Annotated in this window: 14 protein-coding genes and 1 tRNA gene; 10 read left to right on the top strand and 5 right to left on the bottom strand. The window is 68.1% G+C overall.

Annotated features, from left to right (window positions below; translation table 11 throughout):
• Positions 1–3: 3 nt before the first annotated feature.
• Positions 4–1,020 (top strand): ArsA family ATPase, encoded by a 1,017-nt coding sequence (locus ACQP1K_RS02330; RefSeq protein ID WP_433499216.1) that lies wholly within the window; start codon positions 4–6, stop codon positions 1,018–1,020.
• A gap of 59 nt (positions 1,021–1,079) precedes the next feature.
• The gene (locus tag ACQP1K_RS02325) at positions 1,080–2,219 is read left to right on the top strand and encodes an ArsA family ATPase (RefSeq protein ID WP_433501463.1); all 1,140 of its coding nucleotides are present in this window, start codon (positions 1,080–1,082) and stop codon (positions 2,217–2,219) included.
• Positions 2,220–2,263: 44 nt separating this feature from the next.
• Here ACQP1K_RS02325 and ACQP1K_RS02320 read toward each other — a convergent pair whose 3' ends face one another.
• Positions 2,264–2,560 (bottom strand): WhiB family transcriptional regulator, encoded by a 297-nt coding sequence (locus ACQP1K_RS02320; RefSeq protein ID WP_055478986.1) that lies wholly within the window; start codon positions 2,558–2,560, stop codon positions 2,264–2,266.
• A 258-nt stretch (positions 2,561–2,818) separates the two neighbouring features.
• On the opposite strand from ACQP1K_RS02320, the gene ACQP1K_RS02315 reads away from it, so the two are divergent.
• A complete protein-coding gene (locus tag ACQP1K_RS02315; protein WP_433499215.1) occupies positions 2,819–5,029 on the top strand; it encodes a transglycosylase domain-containing protein in 2,211 nt (736 codons plus the stop codon).
• Positions 5,030–5,237: 208 nt separating this feature from the next.
• Here ACQP1K_RS02315 and ACQP1K_RS02310 read toward each other — a convergent pair whose 3' ends face one another.
• A complete protein-coding gene (locus ACQP1K_RS02310; protein ID WP_433499214.1) occupies positions 5,238–5,693 on the bottom strand; it encodes a GatB/YqeY domain-containing protein in 456 nt (151 codons plus the stop codon).
• 80 nt (positions 5,694–5,773) lie between these two features.
• Between ACQP1K_RS02310 and ACQP1K_RS02305 the strand changes: the two genes are divergently transcribed.
• The 5 genes from ACQP1K_RS02305 (at position 5,774) to ACQP1K_RS02285 (ending at position 9,678) form a co-directional block, all read left to right on the top strand.
• Positions 5,774–6,706 carry a metallophosphoesterase gene (locus ACQP1K_RS02305; protein ID WP_433499213.1) on the top strand — a complete coding sequence of 311 codons (933 nt, stop codon included), beginning with the start codon at positions 5,774–5,776 and terminating at the stop codon, positions 6,704–6,706.
• Positions 6,707–6,741: 35 nt separating this feature from the next.
• Positions 6,742–6,815 (top strand) — tRNA-Pro (locus tag ACQP1K_RS02300).
• A gap of 475 nt (positions 6,816–7,290) precedes the next feature.
• Complete coding sequence (locus ACQP1K_RS02295; RefSeq protein WP_433499212.1) at positions 7,291–7,797, top strand: PadR family transcriptional regulator; 507 nt, start codon at positions 7,291–7,293, stop codon at positions 7,795–7,797.
• A complete protein-coding gene (locus tag ACQP1K_RS02290) occupies positions 7,790–8,455 on the top strand; it encodes an ABC transporter ATP-binding protein (protein ID WP_433499211.1) in 666 nt (221 codons plus the stop codon). The genes ACQP1K_RS02295 and ACQP1K_RS02290 overlap by 8 nt, the downstream gene beginning before the upstream one ends.
• A complete protein-coding gene (locus ACQP1K_RS02285; protein WP_433499210.1) occupies positions 8,452–9,678 on the top strand; it encodes a hypothetical protein in 1,227 nt (408 codons plus the stop codon). The genes ACQP1K_RS02290 and ACQP1K_RS02285 overlap by 4 nt, the downstream gene beginning before the upstream one ends.
• A gap of 137 nt (positions 9,679–9,815) precedes the next feature.
• Here the strand turns inward: ACQP1K_RS02285 and ACQP1K_RS02280 are convergent, their stop codons facing one another.
• From ACQP1K_RS02280 to ACQP1K_RS02270, 3 genes are all read right to left on the bottom strand, one after another.
• Positions 9,816–10,694 (bottom strand): transposase, encoded by an 879-nt coding sequence (locus tag ACQP1K_RS02280; protein ID WP_433499209.1) that lies wholly within the window; start codon positions 10,692–10,694, stop codon positions 9,816–9,818.
• A 181-nt stretch (positions 10,695–10,875) separates the two neighbouring features.
• Entirely contained in the window at positions 10,876–12,270 is a 1,395-nt protein-coding gene (locus ACQP1K_RS02275) for an IS30 family transposase (protein WP_433499208.1), read from the bottom strand.
• A 91-nt stretch (positions 12,271–12,361) separates the two neighbouring features.
• The gene (locus ACQP1K_RS02270) at positions 12,362–12,667 is read right to left on the bottom strand and encodes a helix-turn-helix domain-containing protein (RefSeq protein WP_433499207.1); all 306 of its coding nucleotides are present in this window, start codon (positions 12,665–12,667) and stop codon (positions 12,362–12,364) included.
• On the opposite strand from ACQP1K_RS02270, the gene ACQP1K_RS02265 reads away from it, so the two are divergent.
• Positions 12,656–13,342, top strand: coding sequence for a hypothetical protein (locus ACQP1K_RS02265; RefSeq protein ID WP_433499206.1), 687 nt, complete (start codon positions 12,656–12,658; stop codon positions 13,340–13,342). The two genes, ACQP1K_RS02270 and ACQP1K_RS02265, sit on opposite strands and share 12 nt — an antisense overlap.
• A 790-nt stretch (positions 13,343–14,132) precedes the next feature.
• Positions 14,133–15,512, top strand: a complete 1,380-nt coding sequence (ltrA, locus tag ACQP1K_RS02260; protein ID WP_433499205.1) for a group II intron reverse transcriptase/maturase — start codon at positions 14,133–14,135, stop codon at positions 15,510–15,512.
• The last annotated feature ends 75 nt before the right edge of the window (positions 15,513–15,587 follow it).

Here is a 15,587-nt window from a genome sequence, read left to right as displayed (position 1 = left end):
GACATGGGCACTCGGGACGCTCAGGACACCGACTGGGAAGGCGTGCGGCTGCACGTCGTGAGCGGTAAGGGCGGGACGGGCAAGACCACCGTCGCGGCGGCGCTCGCGCTCGCCCTGGCCGCCGGGGGCCGCAAGGTCCTGCTGGTGGAGGTGGAGGGCCGTCAGGGCATCGCCCAGATCTTCGATCTGCCCCCGCTGCCGTACGAGGAGCGGAAGATCGCGGTGGCCCCGGACGGCGGGGACGTGTACGCGCTGGCGATCGATCCCGAGGCGGCGATGCTCGACTACCTCGAGATGTTCTATGGGATGAAGCGCATGGGCAAGGCACTGACCCGCATCGGCGTGGTCGACTTCGCCACGACCATCGCCCCCGGTCTGCGCGACGTTCTGGTCACCGGCAAGACCAGCGAGGCGGTGCGGCGACGCGATCCCCGGACCGGCGCCCGGGTGTACGACGCGGTCGTGATGGACGCGCCGCCGACCGGACGGATCGTGCGTTTCCTCAACGTCACCCAGGAGATCGCCGGTCTGGCCCGGGTCGGCCCCATCCGGCACCACGCCGATCTGGTGCGGGGCGTCCTCACCTCGCCGGAGACCGCGGTGCACTTCGTGACTTTACTGGAGGAGATGCCGGTCCAGGAGACGCTCGACGGCATCGCCGAGCTGCGCGAGACGAAGCTGCCGGTCGGCGGGATCTTCATCAACATGGTCCGGCCCGCCGGCCTGCCCGACACGGCGCTGGAGGCCGCCTTCCAGGGCCGGTTCGACACGGCGGAGCTCGCCGCCGGGCTGAAGGCGTCCGGGCTGGCCGAACGGACGGGGGACGCCGGGCCGCTGGCCGAGGCCCTGGCCAAGGAGATCGCCGAGCACGCCCGGCGGGTCGAGCTCGAAAACCAGGAGCGCGAGACGCTGGCCTCCGTCGGCACGCCGCGCTACGACCTGCCGCTGCTGCCCGACGGCGCCGATCTGGCCGGGCTGTACGAACTCGCCGAGGCCCTGCGCGCACAGGGCGCGGCATGAGCGCCTTCGAGAGAGGTTGGGCTGTGACCAGGACGCCTCCGTCGCTGGACATCGACGCGATGCTGGATGATCCCGGCACCCGGATCATCGTGTGCTGCGGGTCCGGCGGCGTCGGCAAGACCACGACGGCCGCCGCCCTCGGGTTGCGCGCTGCCGAGCGCGGCCGGTCCGTGGTCGTGCTGACGGTGGACCCGGCCAAGCGGCTGGCCCAGGCCATGGGTCTCACCGAGCTCGACAACACCCCGCGCCGGGTCGACGGCTGCGACCTGGACGGCGCCTGCCGGGAAGGGGGTGAGCTGCACGCGATGATGCTCGACATGAAGCGGACCTTCGACGAGATCATCGAAGCGCACGCCGACCCCGAACGAGCCCGCCAAATCTTGACAAATCCCTTTTATCAATCCCTATCGTCCAGCTTCTCCGGCACTCAGGAATACATGGCGATGGAGAAGCTCGGCCAGCTCCGCCGCTCCGGCGACTGGGACCTGATCGTCGTGGACACGCCGCCCTCGCGATCGGCGCTGGACTTCCTCGACGCCCCCGAGCGGCTCGGCCGGTTCCTGGACGGACGGCTCATCCGCATCCTCATGGCCCCGGCCAAGGTCGGCGGTCGCAGCGCGTTCAAGCTGCTCAACGCGGGCTTCGGCATGGTCGCCGGCATACTGACCAAGGTCCTGGGGGCCCAGGTGCTGAAGGACATCCAGATGTTCGTGTCCGCGCTCGACGCCGTCTTCGGCGGCTTCCGCCAGCGGGCCGAGCAGACGTACCGGCTCCTTCAGGCCCCCGGCACGGCTTTCCTCGTCGTCGCCACGCCGGAGCGCGACGCGATGCGCGAGGCATCCTACTTCGTGGAACGGCTGGCCGAGGAGGGCATGCCGCTCGCCGGGCTGGTCGTCAACCGGGTGCACCGTACGCCTGCCGCTTCGCTGTCCGCGGCGCGGAGCTGTGCGGCGGCAGAGGACCTGGAGTCCAACGGCGAGCACGCGCTGACCGCCGCCGTGCTGCGGCTGCACGCGCGACGGATGCAGCTCGCCGCCCGCGAGGAGCGGGAGCAGGAGCACTTCACCTCGGTCCATCCGATGGTCCCGGTGACCCGGGTCCCCGCGATGCCGGAGGATGTGCACGATCTGGCGGGACTCCGCCAGATCGGGCAGCTCCTGTCGTCGAACGGAGCGAGCTCCGTCAGCCGGTCGGCCTGATCGCCGCCCGGTCCGGCGGCGACCGGCCTACCCGGCCGCGGCCATCAGCCGGCGATCAGCTCGTTGGCTCGCTCGTACTCCTCCTTGGCCGCCTCGAGCAGCTCACGCCAGGAGGTCACCTCGGGCCGGCGCCTCAGCAGCGCACGGCGTTCCCGTTCCGTCATCCCGCCCCAGACGCCGAACTCGATGCGGTGGTCCAACGCATCGGCGAGGCACTCCGTACGGACAGGGCATCCCCGACAAATCATCTTTGCACGGTTCTGTGCGGCGCCTTGCACGAAGAGAGCGTCAGGATCCGTTCCTCGGCAGGCGGCACGGGAGGTCCAATCCGTGATCCACATGTTCGACCCCACTCCCCTTAGGTGGTCAGTCGTCATTTCGGCCGACGGGCGCGGGCGTCGAGCCTCCTTGTTTGCAGTTGCCGCAGAGGAGAACGTACGCAACCAGACGATCGAGACGACAGTCCCCGGGGGGACCAAATTCTCACATGGTCAAGTCAGGCCATGTGGCCGGGAATGACTAGTCCTCTCCCCTGTGACCTGATGGAAGTCCGTTGAGCCGGTGGCTGGAGAGCCTTGACTTCCACGTAGGCTTGTACCGTGCAAGCTCAAGGCAAAGCCAAAGGTTCGGCCGCCGGCAACGTCCTCAAGCTCGCCGCCGCCGCTGTGGTGGCGGGAGTGCTGACGGCCGCGATCGCGCTGCCCGCGGTCGGCGGAGCGGGCATGACGGCTAAGTCCGGCATCGACGCTCTGCACATCGGGCCGGAGGAGCTCGACGAGCCCCCGCTGCCCGAGAAGACCACCCTGCTCGACGCGGCAGGCAAGCCGATCGCCCAGTTCTACTACGAGAACCGGGAGTCCGTCTCCCTGGACAAGATCGCGCCGATCATGCGGCAGGCCATCGTGGCCATCGAGGACTTCCGCTTCTACCAGCACGGTCCGCTCGACATCGAGGGCACGACCCGTGCGCTGGTCAAGAACATCACCACCGGCGGGGTCACCCAGGGCGGTTCTTCCATCACGCAGCAGTACGTCAAGCAGGTCCTGTACAACAAGGCGGAGACCGACGAGGAGAAGGCCGCCGCCGTCGCACCGACGGTCGGGCGCAAGCTCAACGAGATCCGGTACGCGATCGCGCTCGAGCAGAAGTACTCCAAGGACGAGATCCTCAACCGTTATCTCAACATCGCCTACTTCGGCGCCAGCGCCTACGGCGTCGAGGCCGCCTCCAAGCGCTTCTTCGGCAAGCACGCCTCCCAGCTGAACCTGGCCGAGGCGGCGACGCTGGCCGGAGCCGTACAGGATCCCAACGCCACCGACCCCAACCGGGGCAAGTCGTTCCGCGACCGCCTCCTCTCCCGGCGGAACGTCGTCCTCGACCGGATGGCCGAACTGGAGATCATCACGGCGGAAGAGGCCGCGCAGGCCAAGAAGAAGAAGCTGGGCTACAAGGACAAGCCGATCCCCGGTGGCTGCGAGGAGAGCGAGTTCCCCTACTTCTGCCTGTACGTGCGCAACGAGATCGAGCACGACTCGCAGTTCGGCAAGACGGAGAAGGCGAGGAAGCAGTTCCTCGCCAGGGGCGGTCTCACGATCAGGACCACGCTCGACCGGAAGATGCAGCAGGCCGCCGAGAAGGCGATCAGGAAGTACGTCTACCCGTCCGACAAGCCGGTCGCCTCCGAGGCGCTGGTCCAACCCGGCACCGGCGCGATCAAGGCGATGGCGGCCAGCCGGAACTTCGGGCGGAACCGGAAGAAGAACGAGATGTCGATCAACGTCATCGCCGACACCCTGCACGGCGGCGGCACGGGCTTCCAGCCTGGATCGACCATGAAGGTGTTCACCCTGATCACCGCTCTCAAGAAGGGCATGAAGTTCGGCGACGGCATCAGCACGGGCGGGACGTTCACGGCCAACGCCTACTCCGACTTCAAGAACTGCAAGGGCCAGAACGTCGGCGACCCGGTGACGCCGCTGAGCAACGCCGAAGGGGGCAGCGGCGGATTCAGGACCCTGCAGACCGGCACCTGGGGCTCGGTGAACACGTTCTTCCTCGCGCTGGAGCGCAAGGTCGGCCTCTGCGACGTGATCAAGACGGCGAAGGATCTCGGCATCAGGCGCGCCGACGGCCAGCCGCTGCACGAGGTGCAGACCTTCACCCTCGGCGCCAACGAACTCGACCCGGTGACCCTCGCCACCGCGTACGCCGCACTCGGCGCGCGCGGTAAATACTGCGCACCGATGGCGATCACCGAGATCACCGACCGGTTCGGCAAGGTCACCTCGTTCAAGCCCAAGTGCAAGCAGGTGCTCGAACCGGAGATCGCGGACGCGACCAGCAACATCCTCGAGGGCGTGTTCACCAAGGGCACGATGAGCGGAGTCGGCGGCATCGGACGGGACGCCGCGGGCAAGACCGGAACCGGTGACGTGTCGCGGACGGTGTGGTTCGCCGGCTACACCCCGGACCTGGCCGGCGCGGTCAGCCTCGGCGACCCCCGTGGCCCGGTCCGCTATCCGCTGAGCAACCGGGTCATCGGCGGCCGGCATTACGGCTCGGTCTTCGGCGCGTCGATCCCCGGCCCGATCTGGAAGGACACCTTCCTGAACGCGCTCAAGGGCGTCCCGGCCTCGAAGTTCGTCTCGCCGGACATGTCGAGGTTCGGCGGCTGCAGCCAGGCATGTGCGCCCAAGCCGAAGAAGAAGGAGTCGTCCGGCGACGAAGACGGTCGTGGCCGTGGTCGCGGCCCCGGCAACGGCCCCATCGACATCTTCAGGCCGGACGGCTCACCCTTCGGTGACCACTGACAACTGAAAACCGACGACGCGACGGGCCCGTCCTCGAAGATCCGGGGGCAGGGCCCGTCCATGCGTCAGACGGAGTGACGCGGGCGCGGACCGCCTGAGCGACTCGGACACCTCAGGCGGTGAGGCGAGCGCAGACCACCTGGGCGACCCACCACTCAGGTGGTGAGACGGGCACGGACCACCTGGGCGACCTGGACTTCTCCGTACCTCAGGCGGTAAGGCGGGCGCGAACCGCCTGAGCGACTCGACCACCCTCGGCTCGCCCGGCGACCTTCGGGGTGAGAACCTTCATGACCTGCCCCATCGCCTTGGGACCGGCGGCACCGCTCTCCGCGATCGCCTCGTCCACGAGCCGGCCCAGCTCCTCGTCGGAAAGCTGGGCGGGGAGGTACTCCTCCAGGACGGCCTGCTCGTCCAGCTCCCCCTGGGCCTTCTCCGCCCGTCCTGCACCGGCGAAGGCGTCGGCGGCCTCCCGGCGCTTCTTCGCCTCCCTGGTCAGCACCTTGATGATCTCGTCATCGGAGAGCTCGCGGGCGTGCTTGCCCGAGACCTCCTCGACGTTGACGGCGGCGAGAGCCATCCGGATCGTGCGGACACGCACCTCGTCTCGTGCCTTCATCGAGGCCGTCAGGTCATCCTTCAGCTTGTCCTTCAACGCACTCATGCGTTCCATCTTGCCGTGCCGCCGGGGTTATTCTCGCCAGGTTAACCGGAGGAGGAGCAGGCGTCGGGCATGATGACTGTGTGAGAAAAGCCGCCGCTGTTCCGCTGTCCCTCCTCGGTCTCGGCGTCGCCGGACTCGGATACGCCTCCGTCGTGGAACGGAACTGGTTTCGGCTGCGCCGGTTCGACGTGCCCGTGCTCGCCCGCGGACAGCGACCGATCCGGATCCTGCACATCTCCGACCTCCATCTGACGCCTAGACGCACCCGCCTGATCAAGTGGGTGCGGTCGCTGGCCGCGCTGAACCCCGACCTCGTGGTCAACACCGGAGACACGCTGGCCCACCCCGACGCGATCGAGCCCTATCTGTACGCCGTGGCGCCCCTGATGGACCGGCCCGGCCTGTTCGTCTACGGGTCGAACGACCTCTACGCCCCGCGGCCGAAGAACCCCACGCGTTATCTGTGGCGTACCTCGAAGGGGGAAGTGCGCCAGCGCGTGCCGAACCTGCCGTGGGAGGAGCTCGGGGCCGCCATGACGACGGCGGGCTGGCTGGACATGAACAACGCGACCGCCCGACTGAAGGTCGCCGACCTCGACATCCACGTCGGCGGCATCCACGACTCCCACATCGACCGCGACCGCTACGACAGCATCGCGGGCCCGGCACCCGTCGACGCCGACCTGCGGCTGGGCGTCATGCACTCCCCCGAGCCGCGCAACATGTCGCGCTTCGCCGAGGACGGATATCAGCTGCTGCTCGCCGGCCACACGCACGGTGGCCAGCTCTGCATCCCGTTCTACGGCGCCCTGGTCACGAACTGCGGCATCGACCGGGACCGGGTGAAGGGGCTGAGCCGGCACGACGGCGCGTGGCTGCACGTGTCCGCCGGCCTCGGGACCTCTCCGTACGCCCCGATACGCTTCTCGTGCCCGCCGGAGGCGACCCTGCTCACCCTGGTGCCACGCCGCCCGGTCGCGTCTGGTGGCACATCCATCCGCAAAGTCCGCTAGACTTGCCGAGGCACAGAGCGGACGTTCTGGGCCACCGGGGTGTAGCGCAGCTTGGCAGCGCGCTTCGTTCGGGACGAAGAGGTCGTGGGTTCAAATCCCGCCACCCCGACTCGAAAGCTACAGGTCAAGGGCCTGATCACTGGAGACAGCGATCAGGCCCTTGATCGTTCGTTAGCGTGGCGTTAGTGGTTTGAACCCGATTACGTAACCGTTAGCAACCCTAGGCAACCCTAAAGATCACCCGCTCCAGCACCCGATTGAACCTCGGCCCCCGGGACTCCCATCCATGGCCGCCCGTTCCGCTTGCTACCCCGTTGCCCATTCGCAGCAGCGCTGCCCGACCCCCCCCCAGATCCAGGACTCCTGATCCAGGATCACGAAGATTGTCATCTTTCGGGTTGTCTGCTTGGCCGGCGACAATCCGAAAGATGATCAACCTCAGGGCGAGTATCGGTTCAACTTGCCGGAGCCCCCTACACGTGACCGTGCATCTGGTGGTGCCGGCGCAGCACGAGAGCATGCCGGAGCAGCAATAGCTAGGGTCTCTCTTCTAGCGACTATTCACTTGATGTATAGTCGTGAATATGACAACTGGTCATGTGCTACTTGGTTTCCTCGTCGAGCGCCCGAAGCATGGCTACGAGCTCAAGAAGGAGCACGATCATCGTCTCGCCGGCGCCAAGCCGCTGGCGTACGGACAGGTCTACGCCACGCTGCAACGCCTGGAGCGCGACGGTCTGGCGGAGGTGGCCGAGACGCAGCAGGAGGGCGGCCCCCAACGCACCCTGTATGCGATCACTGAGAACGGCAAGGCAGAGCTGGAGCGGTGGCTGAACACCGTCGAACCGTCGGCGCCGTATGTCGCCAGCCCTTTGTTCGCCCGGGTCGCCGTCGCGGGGAAGGCCGCCGACGGCTACCTCGTGCGGCAACGCGAGGCGCACCTGGCCCGCATGCGGGAGCTGATCGCCGAGAAGGCGTCCGGCGCGCCCGCCCAGGTGCTGGCGGCCGACTACGCGCTTCAGCACCTTGACGCCGATCTGCGCTGGATCGAGACCGCGCTCGCGCGGATGAAGGAGCACAGCAATGCTTGAAGCCAGAGGCCTGGGCAAGTCGTTCGGCCGGACCAGGGCGCTGACCAACGTCTCCCTGACGATCACGGAGGGCGAGATCGTCGCCATCACGGGGCCGAGCGGCGCGGGCAAGTCAACGTTGTTGCACTGCCTGGCCGGGGTCATCCGGCCGGAATCCGGCGAGGTCGTCCTGGACGGCAGGCGGATCGACACGCTGCCCGAGGCGGAGTTGACCAAACTGCGGCGCGAGAGCTTCGGTGTCATCTTCCAGTTCGGCGAGCTGGTGCCCGAGCTGACCGCGGCGGAGAACATCGCGCTGCCGATGCTGTTCAACCGGCATGGCAAGCAGGAGGCGATGACCGTCGCGGCGCAGTGGCTGGCCCGGCTGGAGGTGTCCGATTGCGCCGACCAGCGCACCGGTGAGTTGTCCGGGGGGCAGCGGCAGCGGGTAGCCGTCGCGCGGGCGCTGGTGACCGGTCCGCGCGTGGTCTTCGCCGACGAGCCCACCGGGGCACTGGACACGTTCGGCGGCGAGCAGGTGATGAACGCGCTGATCGGTACGGCCCGAGCCAGCCGCACCGCCGTCGTCCTGGTCACGCACGACAACCGGGTGGCCGCCTACGCCGACCGGGAGATCGCCCTGCGCGACGGAGCAGTGCTGGCAGGGGTGCAGCGGTGATCACCGTGCTGCGGATGTTGAACAGGGGACGCTCGCGGGCCGAGCGGGTGCGCGCCCGGCTGGTCGCTGCGGGCGCAGCGGTGGCGACGTTCCTGGTCTGCCTGGCTGTCAGCCTGGCGGACTACCAGGCTGAGGGTAGTTCGCTGACGGGGCTCGGCCTGGCCCTGCTGGCCGTGCCGGTCGCTGGCCTGGTCCACCAGGCCAATCGGCTGGCCTCGGCCACCAGGGAGCGGCGGCTGGCCGCTCTGCGGCTGGCGGGGGCGACGCCGGGTGACGTGCGGCGGCTGGGCGCCCTGGAAGGAGGCGTGCTGGCACTGTGCGGGTCGCTGGGCGGCGGCGCGCTCTACGTGGTCACGCATCTCTCCGGGCCGCTGCCGCAGGTGCCGGTGGTTGTGGCTGTGGTGACGCTCGGCGGGGTTCTGTCGGGGGCACGCGCCAGCCGACACGTTGTCGCCTCCCCGCTGGGAGTGGCCCGCCGTGCGCGCGTGCGGGGGCCGCGGGTGCGGGACTTGCTTCTGTTCGGGGCGGGCATCGGCTTCTTCGTCCTCGGAGCCGTGGTGAAGGGCCGTTTTCCGCTCGTCGGCGCGTACGGGTCCGTGGTGGCCATGGCGGCCGGGCTGGTACTGCTGCTGTTCGGCGTGACCTTGGCCGCGACCTGGGTGATCAGAGCGTACGCCCGCCGGGCCGGTCGGCGGGCCCAGTCGGCGGAGGCGCTGCTGGCCGCGCGGCTGGTCGAGGCGGATCCGCGGGCGTGGGCCAGGGCCCTGTCCGTGGTGAGCCTGACGGTGTTCTTCGGCGCGGGGGCCGGGGCCCAGCAGGCCGGCGTCGGCTACTCCCAGGCCCACGCCCTGGTGGACGTCGCGCTCTTGGTGGCCCTGGTGACCTCGGCGGTCGCTCTGCTGGTGCACCAGGCGGAGGAACTGATCGACCTTCGCCGCTCGTTCTCCGCGCTGGCCGCTTCCGGGGTGCCGGAGCGGGCGCTGGGAGGGGTGCTCGTGCGGCAGGCGGTCATCGCCGCGTTGCCCGTCTGCGTGGTGGCAGCCGTTTCAGGAGTTGCGGTGGTGGTCTTGACCATTGCGGACGTCTACCAGGTTCAGTGGCTCAGCTGGGCCGTTGCCAGGGCCGTGGCCATGGCGGGCATCGGAGTCCTCGCTGCGGTGCTCGTCGCCCTGTCGGCACGCCTTCTGCTGCGCGGCGCACTCCGTTTTGAGACGCGGATATGACCGTGATCAGATGGTACTGACGATTTAAGCCCACGGGTCTGGGTTTGATCGCGGTTCGGCTATGAGGGTTGGCATGGGAACGGCCGCCTGGGCATGATCGGTTCTGCGAAGAAAGATCAACCAGACGGCCGTAGAGTCTATTGCGCTCTGTGACGCGTCATCCGTGGAAGTCTCCGCTCTGGAGCAGCTGGCGGCGTTCCGCGCCGAGGTGTACTCGGTATTCGGGAACTGGGCGGATGCGTTTTTTGAGATTGTCGACGCGCTGGCGGGAGCGGCCCGGCCGATCCGCAGTGTGGCGGAGTTGATGTTCGAGCCGGCCTGCCGGCGGGGTATAGGTGTAGAAGCCCCGTCGTTGCTGCGGTAGTGCAAGGAAACGGCCTTCGAAGTGGGTCAGGCCGAGCCCGGTCTTCAGTTCGCGGTAGTCGTGCTCGATCCGCCAGGCGCACCAGGTCCCGCAGCCGCGTGTCGGCGGGCAGGGTCGACAGCCAGTAATCGGTGGGCTCGCCGGCGCCGGGCGGCCATTCGGCCAGCAGCCAGCACTCGGGCAGGTGGCCGTCCTCCTGCCGGGCGATGCCGCGGTTGGCCGGGCGCACCCGCAACGCCAAGAACCGGGAGGTCATCTTCGCACTCGGGTAGCCCGCGGTGTGCTTGCTACCCCGCCGCCAGGTTACCCGGCGCAACGCGCGCCGTCCGGCTGCCAGAGCGAGCTCCCGCAGCGTGGACCGAGGGGTGCGGTACTCAGCCACCGGCGGGCGCCCGGTCCCCGCATACGGTGTCGTATCGGGAACCGCGTCGTGGGGGTAGGCGGTGGTAGTGCCCTTGACATTGACGATATAGGGGATCTGGCGCCTGGTCAGCTCCAGCCGCAGCGCGGTGATCTCGCCCAGCGCGAGCTGCCACTTGGGGCGGTGGCGCACCTGTTCGGGGATCGCACAGCGCCGCCGCCGCTGGGCGATCCGCTCCGCCTGTCCTTCATCCTCGGCCAGGGCATCGTCCCAGCTGTCGGGCAGGAACAACCGCCAGGGCTCGTTGAATTACGTGATCACCGACCCGCTAGAACTGCGGAATTTCGTGATCGCCGACACTGCTCGCGGGCGACCCTTTTAGAGCGGCCCGAGGAATCACCGGCCATCGATGACCCGTCGATAGCTGCCTAAAAGATCTTGATCCACAGGTATTGACGATTGCTGCTTGGGTTCAAGGGGTCGTCGCAACACTGCCTTGTTGGATCAAGATTAGCTGCTCGTTCAGCGCCTCGGCGGGAGTCTTCCAGCCGAGGGTCTTGCGCGGCCGGCTGTTGAGGGCCGCGGCGACCGCGTCGAGGTCATCTCGGCTGTGCCGGCTCAGGTCGGTGCCTTTGGGGAAGTACTGGCGCAGCAGACCGTTGGTGTTTTCGTTGCTGCCGCGTTGCCATGGGCTATGGGGATCGCAGAAGAACACCTGTAGGCCGGTGTCGATGCGCAGCCGGGCGTGCTGGGCCATCTCCGCGCCCTGATCCCAAGTCAGCGATCTGCGGAGTTGGTCGGGAAGTGTGGTGATGGTGGCGGCGATGGCGTCGCGGACGGCCTCGGCGCCGTGCCCGGCCAGCGCCGGGCCGTTCTTGGGCCGAGGGCCGCCGTGACCGTCCATCGCAGGCAGGTGCAGCAGCAGCGTGTACCGGGTGGTCCGCTCGACCAGCGTGCCGATCGCGGAACTGCCCAGGCCGATGATGAGGTCGCCTTCCCAGTGCCCGGGCACGGCCCGGTCGGCTGCCTCGGCGGGCCGCTGGCTGATCATCACCTCCTTGGTGACGAACGTCTTGCCGCGCCGGCGTGTCCTGGCCCGGGGCACCCGCAGCGCCCGGCCAGTCCGCAGACAGGCCGTCAACTCCCGGCGCAGCGCGCCGCGCCCTTGGATGTACAGGGCCTGGTAGATGGCCTCGTGTGAGATCCGCATCGTCTCGTCCTCGGGGAAGTCGATCGGGAGCCGGTTGGCGATCTGTTCTGGACTCCACGAGGTCGCCCAGCGCCGGTCCTGGCGACGCCCGTGGCGCCGGCCGATCCAGCGGACGTCGGGCCCTTCGACCGTGCGGCCGTCCGGGGCGCGGACCTGTCCGGCGAGCCGGTCTTGCACATACTTCCGGAGCGTCTCGTTGGTGGCGAGCTTGCATTGCTTGGGCCGGCGGGCTTGGCGGTCGGCGTGCCACTGCGCGACCGAGGCCCGGTAGTCCAGTTGGCCGCCGCGGGTGGCTGCGTTGCGCCGCAGCTCCCGCGAGATCGTCGATGGGGCCCGTCCCAGACGGCGGGCGATATCCCGCACTCCGCACCCCTGGGCGCGCAGCACAGCGATCTCCTCGCGCTCGGTGAACGACAGGTAGCGACCCGACGGCGGATCCAGGCTGATCGGCGGCATCCCGCCACCTTCACGGAACCAGCGCGTTCCCAGCGGCATCGACGCGCCGCAGGCGACGGCGGCCTCTTCGCTCGACAGCCCCTGGGCGATCAACCGCCAGAAACGCTGCCGCTCTTCGCGCCGATTGACCGGGGGTCGCCCCGGTGATCGAAGCGGCGGACGACCAGCGAGAATCGCCGCGCGCGCCTTTCCTTGCGCCACCACATCCTCCTGGAGGATCGAGGTGTTGCGACGATCAGTTGAATCCGCCCTGGTCGCGTCCATGCCAACGGGCAGGGACGCGACCCTGAGTTCAACTCGCGCTCTCGCTCACCTCCACGCCGAGAACCTTCATGAGGTCGGCTGTGCAGACCCGGTAGAGGTCGCCGATGCGGATGATGCGAACGGGGAACTCTCCGTCACGTGCAAGTTGGTAGGCCTTCGACCGGCCGATGCCGAGGGCACGGGCAGCGGTCATCAGGTCGATCGTGGGCGGCAGGTCCTGTAGATCGGCGCGGATCTTCTGCCCGCCGTCTACGACCAGGCCGAGGCAGATCAGGGCGGCCAGCATGAGCACCACGACGAACGCCGATATCGATCCCCTGTCGTGGCCGGGCATCACTGGTCTATTCCACTAAGCGGGGAGGGTGACCTCTACGGCGAGGCCACCACGGCCGCCGACGCTCTGTTCGTGATCTGGCTGGCCCGATCCGCTCACGAACTCGTCGGCACACCCGGCGGGCCCACGCCGTACGTCCCACCGGCCGACCGGAGCGCCGCGCTCACGGTCGCGGCCCGCCTCACCGCATGCCTGGTCCTGCTTCTCCCTCCGCTGACCAACCGCCATCCGGCGTGGATCAGCCCGCACGTGTCGATCGAGCGGCTGCCCCGTGTCCTGGATGGCGCGGTGGGTGACGCATTCGCGACGCTCTGGCAGGCTTTCGAGCTGTTCGTGGGCATCGGCGGCCTGGCCATACTCGTGCTCGTCGCCCTGCACCGGCGGGCCGTGTTCTGGGTGGCCATGAGCGGCCTGCTCCTCACCGCGCTCGGCGGGCTCGCCGCCGTGACCCTGGTCGACGCTCAGGGCCTCGACCTCCCCGGCGGTTGGGTTCTCACCCGGCCGGATGCCTCCCATCTATACGGGATGATCCAGAGGTTCTCGAGGTCGACCGTCTCCCCCTTGTGGTTCACCACCGCCTGCCTGGTCTCGGCCGCCCTGCTCTGGTGGTCTAGCAGGCCAGGGCACGGCACCGTCACAGATTCGAGTGCCCGCGCCTACGAGCCGGCCAGATGAACACGATCGGCCGCAGCATGCCGAGCAGAAACGACGTCTCGTGACTCCTGCCACGACCAAACCTCTCCCGGTTCGGTCTCCACGCTAGGAGGGGGTGCGCCACGAGGCGCTGTTGGACCGAGCGGAGGTGAAAGGACTCCGCCTCCTGTCTGTCGTAGCAGGCAGGTGAAGCTGGCGGCAGCCTGACCTGGAGGAACGCCAGGAAAGGCGAGAGCAGCCGCGACGAAGTCGGGTCGGCTCAGGACTACCGGATGGGTCGGGCCCGGTGAGCGAGAGAGGAAGGTGCACGCGAGGAACCGGTGCTGTTACGCCTCTTGAAAGTGTGCCAGCTCGAACCCGGTAAATCTGGGCTGGTCAGCGGCGCGTAGCCGGTGCTCTGCCGTCACGCCATGACGGTGGGAGCTTCGGTGAACTCCCAGGCAGGTCTCCCCTGCTGGGCCTGGGAGGCCACGGCGAAGAACTACGGCGTAACCGTGGCGAGGCCGCAGGGGTATAGCCGGGCACCTCACCTCTCGATCGGTCGGCAGTGAACGTGGGAACCGTCCGTGAGCCGTTCCCGACCCGGGTCGCCATCCAGGGGTCCGGCAGGGATAGGCGCGTTGCCCACCGAAGGACACCGGACGGGACGGAGCCGTCGTAGTACTCCGAGGCCGGGAAAGCCGGCCACATGGGGAAGGGCGGCAGCGTGTCAGACAAGGAGCAGACTGCAATGGTCGAAGACGCCCCGGTGAATACCGGGGCCGGGACCGCTGGGTCTTCCTCGTGGAGGCCGGGCGTCCCGGTACGAAGGATGCAGGTCAAATTGCACCAGTGGGCGCGGGCTGATCGCTCGCGCCGATTCGATGATCTGTACAACCTGGTCTGCGACCCGGCGTTCCTGATCGAGGCGTGGCAGCGCGTCTCGACGAACTCCGGGGCGCGCACAGCCGGAATCGACGGGCTGACCGTGGCCGCGATCGAACACCGGCTGGGAGTACAGCCGTTCTTGATGGAGATCAGGGACGAGTTGAAGGCCCGCACCTACCGTCCGTCGCCGGTACGGCGGACGCAGATCCCCAAATCGAACGGGAAGCTACGCGATCTCGGCATCCCGACGGTGAAGGATCGTATCGTGCAGGCCGCGCTCAAGGCGGTGCTGGAACCCATCTTCGAGGCCGACTTCCTGCCGGTCTCCTACGGATTCCGGCCCAACCGCCGAGCCCAGGACGCGATCGAGGAGATCGTCTATCTGGCCCGGCGTGGTTACCATGTCGTGCTGGAGGCCGACATCGAGGCATGTTTCGACCAGATCGATCACGCGGCCTTGATGGATCGGATCCGATCCCGAATCTCCGACAAGCGCGTCCTGGCATTGGTGAAGGCCTTCCTCAAGGCCGGGGTGATGAACCACGGCCTGTTCAAGGACAGCCTCACCGGCGCTCCCCAGGGCGGGATTCTCTCCCCGCTGCTGGCCAACATCGCCCTGACGGCACTGGATGAGCACTTTCACACCCAGTGGCACACTCTGATGGGCACCGACTACCAGCGCACCAAGCGCAGACGAACCGGGCAGGGCAACTGGCGGCTGATCCGCTACGCCGACGACTTCGTCGTCATGGTGTCCGGACCTGCCCACCACGCCGAGGATCTACGCGAACAGATCGCACAGGTCCTGGCCCGCCTCGGCCTGCGCTTGTCAGCGGAGAAGACCCGTGTAGTCCACATCGACGACGGCTTTGACTTTCTCGGCCAGAACATCCGCCGCCAGCGGAAACGCGGCACCGACAAGCTCGTCGTCTACACCAAGCCCTCCAAGAAAGCCATCAAGGCGATCAAGGACCGGGTCTCGGAACGGACTCACGGACACACTTTCAACCAGAGTCTGGGCACGCTCTTGGCGAGCGTGAACCGGACCCTGGCTGGGTGGGCGAACTACTTCCGGCACGGCGTGTCCAAGAAGACCTTCGCCGCGATCGACCACCACGCGTGGCAGCGGATCGCCCGATGGCTCCTTCGCAAACACCGGATTCCCCGCAGTCAACTGCGGAGATTTTGCGACCAAGGCTGGAGATTCGCCGAAGGATCGGTGGCCTTCCGCGGCGCATCCAGCGTCGCGATCGTCCGATACCGATACCGCGGAGCGGCCATCCCCACTCCGTGGACCATCGAACCGGCAGCCACCCCAGGCTGACCATCGGGCAAGACACGTGGAGAGCCGGATGCGGTGAGAATCGCATGTCCGGTTCGGGACGGCGGCTCGGGGAAA

Origin of the sequence: Sphaerimonospora sp. CA-214678 (assembly GCF_050942215.1) — a bacterium.
Taxonomy (GTDB): Bacteria; Actinomycetota; Actinomycetes; order Streptosporangiales; family Streptosporangiaceae; genus Sphaerimonospora.
The sequence above is the reverse complement of the archived record's forward strand: the minus strand, read 5'-3'. Positions and strand labels throughout refer to the sequence as shown.

What these genes read in the sequence shown, in the direction of transcription:
- ltrA (WP_433499205.1), top strand. Translation starts at nt 14,133, where the DNA reads ATGCAGGTCAAATTGCACCAGTGGGCGCGGGCTGATCGCTCGCGCCGA.
- ACQP1K_RS02325 (WP_433501463.1), top strand. Translation starts at nt 1,080, where the DNA reads ATGCTGGATGATCCCGGCACCCGGATCATCGTGTGCTGCGGGTCCGGC.
- ACQP1K_RS02270 (WP_433499207.1), bottom strand. Translation starts at nt 12,667, where the DNA reads ATGCCCGGCCACGACAGGGGATCGATATCGGCGTTCGTCGTGGTGCTC.
- ACQP1K_RS02310 (WP_433499214.1), bottom strand. Translation starts at nt 5,693, where the DNA reads ATGAGTGCGTTGAAGGACAAGCTGAAGGATGACCTGACGGCCTCGATG.
- ACQP1K_RS02330 (WP_433499216.1), top strand. Translation starts at nt 4, where the DNA reads ATGGGCACTCGGGACGCTCAGGACACCGACTGGGAAGGCGTGCGGCTG.
- ACQP1K_RS02295 (WP_433499212.1), top strand. Translation starts at nt 7,291, where the DNA reads ATGACAACTGGTCATGTGCTACTTGGTTTCCTCGTCGAGCGCCCGAAG.
- ACQP1K_RS02320 (WP_055478986.1), bottom strand. Translation starts at nt 2,560, where the DNA reads ATGTGGATCACGGATTGGACCTCCCGTGCCGCCTGCCGAGGAACGGAT.
- ACQP1K_RS02290 (WP_433499211.1), top strand. Translation starts at nt 7,790, where the DNA reads ATGCTTGAAGCCAGAGGCCTGGGCAAGTCGTTCGGCCGGACCAGGGCG.